This is a genomic window from Streptomyces sp. NPDC048506 (genome assembly GCF_040651315.1).
GTDB lineage: Bacteria > Actinomycetota > Actinomycetes > Streptomycetales > Streptomycetaceae > Streptomyces.
In genome coordinates this window covers 35,788-43,898 of record NZ_JBEZIX010000068.1, presented here as the reverse complement: position 1 = coordinate 43,898, position 8,111 = coordinate 35,788, and the positions used below count along the sequence as shown (strand labels likewise).

The window sequence follows — 8,111 nt, the reverse complement described above, 5'->3', positions numbered from 1 at the left end:
ACCCTGGCCCGCGAGTTGCTGCCGCGCAAGGTGCGCGTCAATGCCGTGAGCCCCGGCCCGATCGACACCGGCATCCTGGACCGCTCCTTGCCCGCGGACGTCGTCGAGACGATGAAGGACACCTACCGGAGCACCATCCCCATGCAGCGGCTGGGGATGTCCGAGGAAGTGGCCGCCGCGGTGGCGTACTTGGCGTTCGGTGCGACCTTCACGACGGGAGCGGAGTTCCCTGTCGACGGAGGGGCTTCGCAACTCTAGGTGCCCTGACCGCGTAGGTTCACCGGTCGTTCAGGCCGCGGCGGCAAGGGGACGTCCACCCCAGTGGATGCCCCTCTCGCCGCGGATGCGGGCGCGTTCCTTGCGCTCGGCGGCCAGGACGTCGCGGTGGCGGGCTTTGGCGTTGCGCCAGCGCAGGTAGGCAGCGTGTTCCCGGAGCCCTTCTTGCGCCGGTTGACGCCCCACAGGGTGTCGTCGCCGACCGAGTAGCAGCCGTGGAAGTACCGCATCCCGTGGGTGCGGTGGTAGGTGGCCGGCACCCGGTTCCCGCCAGCGGCGGCCAGCAGCATCATCGCGCCCCGATATCGCACCGAGCTGGTGCTGCCCCGGCGCACGATCTGTTGCCGCTTCTGCCCCTCCTGGTCGGTCAGTCTGCGCACACGGGCAGGCTCGGCCACCGCACCTCCAGCGATCGGATCGGACGTCACCGCACAGCCAACCGCCACGACCACCGCCCCGGCGAACCTATGCGGTCACAGCGCTAGAGGTCGAGGACCACTTCGGTGATCGGTTCGCTACAGCAGACGAGGACGGTGCCGGGCTCGGGGAGTTCGAGGGGTGGGGTGGTGTAGGTGATGTCGCCTGCCACGAGGTGGGTGATGCAGGTGTGGCAGACGCCGGTGCGGCAGGACCAGCGGGTGGGGATGTCGCAGGCTTCGGCGAGATCGAGCAGTGAAGCGTGGGCGGATGACCAGGGGGTGGTGATGCCGCTGCGTGCGAAGGTGATGAGGGGACCGGTGCCCGTGGGGCCGGGTGGTTGGTGCGGCTGGATCGCGGCGGTGGTTGTGACGCCTGGGTTGATGGCGGGGAGGGCGCTGAACTGTTCCGTATGGATCCGCTCGGGGCGCAGGCCGTGATCGCGCAGGAAGCCGCCGAGGTCGTCCATGAAGGCGGCTGGTCCACAGAGGTAGGCGTCGGCGTCGGTGGGGATCCCCATGGCCGCGAGTGATCGGGCGGTCGGGCGGCCCTGGGTGATGTGGGGCTCGTCGGGATGTGGGGTTTCGGAGGTGTAGTAGATGTGCTCGTGGGCGTGGGGGAGCTGCGTCAGGAGGGCGTGGGTCTCGTCCGCGAAAGCGTGGTGGGCGCGGTCGTGGGCGATGTGGATCCACCAGACAGGGCGCGGGTCTCTTGCGTCGGCGAGTCTGTGGAGCATGGCGAGCACGGGAGTGGCACCGATGCCTGCCGAGATGAGGACGATCGGGCGGGTGCCTTCTTCGAGTACGAACGTTCCGCGGGCGCTTGCGATGTCCACGAGGTCCCCGGGGCGGAGCGTCGCATGGATGTGGCTGCTGACTTTCCCGTGGGGCTCGCGTTTGACGCTGATGCGGTAGGTGCCGGCTGTGGGCGCGGAGGAGAGTGAGTAGCTGCGCACTGCGGGGGCGCCATCGCCGACGGCCAGGCGGATGGAGAGGTACTGGCCCGGGCGGGCCTCGGGTAGGGGTGTGTCGTCGGTGGTGTCGAGGTAGATCGACGAGACGGTGGGGGTCTCGGGGACGATGCGGGCGACGCGCATCGTCTTGAAGCCCGGCCATCCCGGCTCTTCCCTGGGCTGCTGAGTGCTGGCGCGTTCGCCTGGCCATCCCGGTTCCTGTTTGGGCTGCTGGGCGGCGGCGAGTTCGCGGAAGGACTGCTGCCATCCGGGGCTGAGGGCGGGGATGTTCAGTGCTCTGCGCAGCTTCGCGGGGTCGCGGCCGGGGAGGTAGAGCAGCGCGTCGATCTCGGCAACGCTGAGTTCTTCCGGACCTTTGCGGGTGAGGGCGATCTCGTCGCCGGCTTGGACGCGCCCCTCGGTGATGACGCGCAGGTAGAAACCGGGGCGGTGGTGGGCGACCAGCAGGGAGGCCATGGTCGGTTCGCCCAGGCGCATGCCGACGCGGTAGCAGGTGACGCGCGGCTGGGTGACTTCGAGTTCGGCTTCGCCGATGCGGTACCGGTCGCCGATGCATACTTCGTCGTCGGGCAGGCCGTCGACGGTGAAGTTCTCCCCGAAGATCCCGAAGGTCAGGTCGTCGCGACCGAGCTGCTTTTGCCAGTACCGGTAGGACTCCAGCTGATAGACGAGGACGGCTCGAATGTCGCCGCCGTGCCCGGCCAGATCTCCTTGACCGTCTCCGTCGACGTTCAGCCGCCGGACCATTCGGGGGCCCTGGACGGGGGCCTTCCAGGCTCCGGTGTGGACGGTCCTTCCCTGCCAGGAGACGTCTTGGGGCATGCCTACGTTGACGGACAGCAGCGTCGCCATTTGCGGACCTCCTGCGGGGTGGCCGGCCGGGGACAGCCCCTCATGGCGCTGTGATCCGTGCGCTGGGGCCGATCCCCGTTCTTGTGCCGGTGCCGCCGTGATTCCCTGATCATGAATCTTGGTGCATCCGCGGAGATTCTTCGAACGGAGGGACCGACACGGAAGGCCCATGTCCATTCGTTCTTCCTGGGCGGGCCGTTCGATCGGAGTTGGTCTCACCGACAGCCGGTGAACACCCTGACGAGCCTGGGATCGCGGCATCAGAGTGATCGACAGGTGTTACTCGACTGCGGCGTCGCGGGTGCGCTGGTAGTGGCGCCGTGCCTTCATACGGTTGCCGCAGACGGCCATCGAACACCAGCGGGCCTTGTTGGTCTTGCTGCGGTCGATGAGGAACCGCCGGCACTCCGGGTTGGCGCACGGCCGCAGCCGGCCGGGGATCGTCTGCTGCACCGCGCTCCACGCCAGCACGGCTTCTACCGCCATCCGGCGCTCCGCAGGGGCGTCCACCTCCCACGACACCCCCGCAGGCAAGAGGTGCGGGCAGGAGGTGACGTCTTTCAGGAGCGGGGCCAGCGACGTGGCGGGTCGGCTGCCGCGCACCACGTCCTGGAGCGCATCGCGCGCCTGCACGAGGCTGCGGAGCTCGTCTGCGGTTCCGCTGCCACCGCGGGCCTGCTGCCAGGACCTGGCCGTTTCCGGATCTGCCAGCTGGTCCTGGACGACGCCGTTGACCACCGGCGTGCTGTTGAGGAGCTCCAGCAGTGCGTCTTGCTGTTCTCGGTCGACCACTACCGCACCTTCTAACCTAATCGGGTCGCTTGACAGGTTACACGAACGGGCGCACTCTAACCATAGATATGGATTTAGTTGGTTAGTCGCGCCCTCAACCGGGCGCCGCACCGGCCGGACGGTCGGCAGTCAAGGCGGTTGCGATGGCTGGCGACCTTTCACGGGCGGAGGCTTGAGGCAGGCACCGTCCTGCCGCCCGGACGTAGCGGCACCCCCACTACAACCGCAACCCTAACCAGTTAAGCCGTCTTGACAGGTTAGGTCGAGTATGTTCGGCTGCACGTGTAACCACTAAAGCCCGACAGATAGGTTAGGAAATGGCCCCCGTAGTCCACCACCGCACCACCAACATCAACGGTCTCGACGTCTTCTACCGGGAGGCCGGCGATCCGAAGGCACCTGCCGTGGTCCTCCTTCACGGCTTCCCGACCAGCTCGCACATGTTCCGCCACCTGATCCCGGCGCTCGCCGACCGCTACCACGTGATCGCCCCCGACCACATCGGCTTCGGCCAGTCCGCGATGCCCACCCCGCAGGACTTCCCCTACACGTTCGACGCCCTCACCGAGGTCACCTCCGGCCTGCTCCAGCACCTGGGCATCGACCGGTTCGCGATGTACGTGCAGGACTACGGCGCCCCCATCGGCTGGAGGCTCGCCCTCCAGTCCCCGGACCGCATCACGGCGATCATCACCCAGAACGGCAACGCCTACGAAGAGGGCTTCGTCAAGCCCTTCTGGGACGGCGTGTTCGCCTACGCCAAGTCGCCGGGACCGGACACCGAAGCCCCCATGCGCGGCGCTCTGACCGCCGAGATCACCCGCTGGCAGTACGTGACCGGAGTCGCCGACCAGAGCCTGGTCAGCCCCGACAACTGGGTCCACGACCAGGCGCTGCTGGACCGGCCCGGCAACGACGAGATCCAGCTCAAGCTCTTCCGCGACTACCCGACCAACGTGGACCTCTACCCGCAGGTCCACCGGTACTTCCGCGACTCCCAGGTTCCGCTGCTGGCGGTCTGGGGAGCCAACGACGAGATCTTCGGCCCCGCGGGCGCGGAGGCGTTCAACCAGGATCTGCCTGATGCCGAGATCCACCTGCTCGAGTCCGGGCACTTCGCCTTGGAGAGCCACCTCGAAACCATCACCGAGCACATCCGCGACTTCCTCGGCCGCGTCCTGGCCTGACGCGCCAAGGGTCGAGGCGGCTGCGGCGGACGCGGAACCAGGGCGAGGCAGGCACCTCGCCCAGAAGCGGCAACCACCACCATCCCGCCCCAGGGTGCGGCCACTCGCCCACCCACACCCGGAAGGAACCCGCCATGGGGTCGCGCTCTACGAGTCCGGATTCGCCCCGCGCTGGTACGTCCCGCGCGCCGACATCGACGAGACCCGACTACGCCCCGTCGAAGGTCAGACCTTCTGCCCCTACAAAGGCCTGTGCGACTACTACGACATCGGCGATGTGCGGCGCGCCGCCTGGTCGTACCGCAACGCCTACCGGGAGGTCGACCGCGTCGGCGACCTGGTGTCGTTCGAAGCGGACGAGGTCGAGGTCTGTCTCGACGGCACACGCCTGCATCTCGAACCCGGGCAGAACGTCGTCCCCCACGGCGTCGACCGCGGCCTGGACGTCGACGAGGTCAAGGCCCACTGACCTCGATGAGAGCGGTGTGCACGAGCCTGTACGTCGTCTTCGAGAAGCGGGGCCGGCTGTAGGCGAAGCGCCGGTATCGGACGATTGAGTCGTTTGACGGACGGACGTCGGCTACCGTTCGACGGAATCAGAGGGAGGGGCCTGATGCGGAGCCGCGTACGAAGACCAGCGTCCTGGGTACTTGGCGCCGCGCTGCTGGCCGGCGCAGCCCTCGGGTGCGCGCGGGAGGAGCGCGTCTCCGTGGAGGTGGTGGGCGGTCCGCATTCGGTGTGCAAGCTGCCGGTGACATTCGAGGTGGACAAGCCCTGGAAGACGAACCCTGCCGAACAGCCCCTTCCCCCGGAGATGAAGAGATCCTTCCACTTCTCCCGCGCCTGTGATCTCGACCTGAAGGTGGGTAAGGAGAAGGTGGCCCTCTGGGTCGACGTCGACGACCTGAAGGGCACCAACCCCCGCAAGGTACTGGGCGACCACGACGGGGTGGGCCTGGCCGGCTATGGCGAGTACCAGTACTCGTCGCCCGAGAGCATCAGCACGTCGACGGTCGCCGGACGGCCCGCGGCGGAAATGGCCTACGAGACCAAACCGCCGGACGACATCCCGCACGAGCAGATCCGGAAGCTCACGGTGGTGACACCGAAGGGAACCATCGTGCTGTGCGTGGCCAGCAAGGACCCCGGCGGCCAGGAACGTACCCGCCAGGTGTACGAGCGCGCGAAGTCCTCCCTGAGGATCGTCTCCTGATACCCGCACCCCGCATGCGGCAACCAGGGGGAAATCCGGCGGCCGGCTCCGTCGTCCACAGGCCGCGGTGGCGGCCTTGACAGGTATCTGACGGTCGGAGAAACCTGGTTCTTTCGGCGGTTGCCGGATGTCGGGGGTATCCGGGGGGATCCGGGGATTCGGGGGAATCATGCGGACGTACGTGTCTGTGCCTGCGCCGGACGGGGCGCGAACGGGGCGCGGGAGGCGTCGGGCCGCCGGCCTCGGCGGTGCGCTGCTCGCCCTCTCCCTGTCGCTGGCGGGCTGTTCGTCGGACGGCGGGAGCGGGAACGGGAACGGGGCGGGGGCCCGCGGCTCGGCGGCCGGTGCGACGCCGTCGTCCGGCCGGGCCCCGACGGTCGCCCCCGACGCCTATCGCCGGGCGCTGGGCAGCGCGCTCCGGCCGCTCAACAACGCCCTGCGCGCGGTCGACGGGGCGCAGGAGGGCCGCGCCCTGGACGCGGCCCTGGACGCCGCCGGCACCCGGGCCGAAGTGGCCGCGAACGCGCTGGACACGACCCGCACGCCGGACGACGCCACCGCGCGCAACGGCCAACTCGCCGGTGCGCTACGCGTGTTGGGACGGGATCTGAAGGGTGCCCGGGGCGGCGGCGGACGCTGCGCCACGTCGCCGCGCGTCGAACTCAGCACGGCACAGGGCCCGCGGAGCGTCCGGGAAGCCGGCCGGGCGCTCACCGCCCTCGGCTATGACGCGACGTTACGACTGCCGCGCACGGAGCAGGCCCAGTACCGGCGGCTCGCCAACGGGACGTTCCTCCGGGACGGCAGCCGGGGCGGGCTGGGCCGGCTGACGATCAACAACGGCACCAGCACCGACGCCGTGGTGACGCTGACCCGCGGTGGGCGCACGGCGTTCTCCGTGTACGTCCGCAAGGACGCGCACACCACCATACGCAGCGTCAACAGCGGCACGTACACGGTGTACTTCACCACCGGCGAGGACTGGAACGGCAAGAAGAGCTCCTTCACCCGCGGGTGCCGCTTCGAGAAGTTCGACGACGAGGCCGACTTCCGGACCGTCCGGGTGGCCGGTGGCACGCAGTACACGGTGCTGACCTTCACGCTGAACAAGGTGCTCGGCGGCAATGCGACCACGAGTGAGGTGCCGCCGGGCGAGTTCCCCTCGTAGGGTGGTGGCATGGGGGACAGCGCGTGGTGGACTCTGGCGATCGCGGCGGTGACCGGCGGCACGGCCGTGCTCGCCAGTTGGGTCACCAGCCGTGGCAGCACCCGGGCCGCGCGGATACAGGCCGAGATCGCCGCGCACTCGCAGCGCGCCGAGCGGCTGCGGGAGAGTCGGCGCACCGCCTATCTGGAGCTGATCGAACAGACCCACCGGATGGGCGAGTTGTACTGGGAGATCTCCGCGGCGCTGCGACTGCCCGCCTCCGACGCTCGTACGGCCACGCTCGGCGAGCTGCACGACCGGGAGGTGGCCGAGTACGCGCGGATCCGGCGCTGTGCGCGCGTGGTGGAGCTGGAGGGCCCGCCCTCGGCCGCCGCGGCGGCGCTCTCCGTGCAGAAGCGCACCGGGACGTTCTACGCGGCCGTCACGGCCGAACTGGCCGGCGACACCGGGCGGCGCGAGGAGTTCGACGCCGCCTACCGCCCCTTCTGGGCTGCGCTGGAGGCCTTTGTGGACGCGGCGCGGGAGGCGCATCAGTCGGAGTGACCGGAGCGGGTGGCGGTGCCGTCCGGCGTCGCCTCAGGCGTTCTGGAGCCGTCGGCGGGCGCGGTAGGCCCGCAGGTTGGCGGCGTTGCCACAGGTCTTGACGTCGTGCCAGACGCCGCTGTTGTTGCGCGAGCGGTCGTAGAAGGCCACCCGGCAACGGGGATTGCGGCAGGTCTTGAGGCGGCGACGGGAGTCCGTGTGCTGTCCCTCGAAGACGGCGGCCAGGGTCAGCGAGACCAGCCGGCGCCAGCCGGTGCCGCGCGGCTCCAGGCGGACGCAGCCGTCCTCGCCCAGCCGGAGCGCGGCGGTGGCGGTGTACAGCACGGGGGCGGCGGCCGCGGTGGCCCCGGCTGCGACGTTCCGTGCCGTGGCGGTCAGCCCGTGCAGGTCGTCCCGGAAGGCCCGGAGCTCCTCAAGTCCGTGGGCGTCCAGGGCCACCTGGGGTGCGGGCTGCCCGGTCACCGCCGACCATGCGGCGAGCGCGTCCCGTGCCCAGGCCCGCGCGTCGTCGAGGCCGGCGAGGAGGTCGGGCTGCCGCGGGGCGCCCGCGGCAACGGTGTTGAGCAGGTCCTGTGCCAGGGCCAGTCCGCCGGGCGCGGGGTCCAGGCGGTATCGGGCGGTTGCGGGCCAGGTCATCGCGAGCGCACCTCCTGGCTGGACGTCCAGCGGGCGGTCCATCTTTCCACAGCG

General features: G+C 69.7%; 9 protein-coding genes and 1 pseudogene. 6 read left to right on the top strand and 4 right to left on the bottom strand.

Going from position 1 to position 8,111, the window contains the following annotated elements; all coding sequences use genetic code 11:
* Nucleotides 1-258, top strand: a 258-nt coding sequence (locus tag AB0C96_RS37865) for an SDR family oxidoreductase (protein WP_362924170.1), incomplete at its 5' end; no start/stop codon positions are given.
* A gap of 30 nt (nucleotides 259-288) precedes the next feature.
* Here AB0C96_RS37865 and AB0C96_RS37860 read toward each other — a convergent pair.
* From AB0C96_RS37860 to AB0C96_RS37850, 3 genes and pseudogenes are all read right to left on the bottom strand, one after another.
* Nucleotides 289-674, bottom strand: a pseudogene (locus AB0C96_RS37860) (hypothetical protein).
* An 83-nt stretch (nucleotides 675-757) separates the two neighbouring features.
* Nucleotides 758-2,518, bottom strand: a complete 1,761-nt coding sequence (locus AB0C96_RS37855) for an MOSC and FAD-binding oxidoreductase domain-containing protein (RefSeq protein WP_362924169.1) — start codon at nucleotides 2,516-2,518, stop codon at nucleotides 758-760.
* Nucleotides 2,519-2,797: 279 nt separating this feature from the next.
* On the bottom strand, nucleotides 2,798-3,310 hold the full coding sequence (locus AB0C96_RS37850) for a CGNR zinc finger domain-containing protein (RefSeq protein WP_362924167.1): 513 nt from the start codon (nucleotides 3,308-3,310) through the stop codon (nucleotides 2,798-2,800).
* Nucleotides 3,311-3,627: 317 nt separating this feature from the next.
* Here AB0C96_RS37850 and AB0C96_RS37845 point away from each other — a divergent pair, with 317 nt between their 5' ends.
* From AB0C96_RS37845 to AB0C96_RS37825, 5 genes are all read left to right on the top strand, one after another.
* Entirely contained in the window at nucleotides 3,628-4,497 is an 870-nt protein-coding gene (locus AB0C96_RS37845; RefSeq protein ID WP_362924166.1) for an alpha/beta hydrolase, read from the top strand.
* A 94-nt stretch (nucleotides 4,498-4,591) separates the two neighbouring features.
* Complete coding sequence (locus tag AB0C96_RS37840; protein WP_362924164.1) at nucleotides 4,592-4,966, top strand: DUF427 domain-containing protein; 375 nt, start codon at nucleotides 4,592-4,594, stop codon at nucleotides 4,964-4,966.
* A 144-nt stretch (nucleotides 4,967-5,110) separates the two neighbouring features.
* Nucleotides 5,111-5,710 carry a lipoprotein gene (locus tag AB0C96_RS37835; protein ID WP_362924162.1) on the top strand — a complete coding sequence of 200 codons (600 nt, stop codon included), beginning with the start codon at nucleotides 5,111-5,113 and terminating at the stop codon, nucleotides 5,708-5,710.
* Between the two features lie 181 nt (nucleotides 5,711-5,891).
* Nucleotides 5,892-6,878, top strand: coding sequence for a hypothetical protein (locus tag AB0C96_RS37830; protein WP_362924161.1), 987 nt, complete (start codon nucleotides 5,892-5,894; stop codon nucleotides 6,876-6,878).
* A gap of 9 nt (nucleotides 6,879-6,887) precedes the next feature.
* Entirely contained in the window at nucleotides 6,888-7,421 is a 534-nt protein-coding gene (locus AB0C96_RS37825; RefSeq protein WP_362924159.1) for a hypothetical protein, read from the top strand.
* Nucleotides 7,422-7,454: 33 nt separating this feature from the next.
* Here AB0C96_RS37825 and AB0C96_RS37820 read toward each other — a convergent pair whose 3' ends face one another.
* On the bottom strand, nucleotides 7,455-8,057 hold the full coding sequence (locus tag AB0C96_RS37820; protein WP_362924157.1) for a CGNR zinc finger domain-containing protein: 603 nt from the start codon (nucleotides 8,055-8,057) through the stop codon (nucleotides 7,455-7,457).
* Between the last annotated feature and the right edge of the window lie 54 nt (nucleotides 8,058-8,111).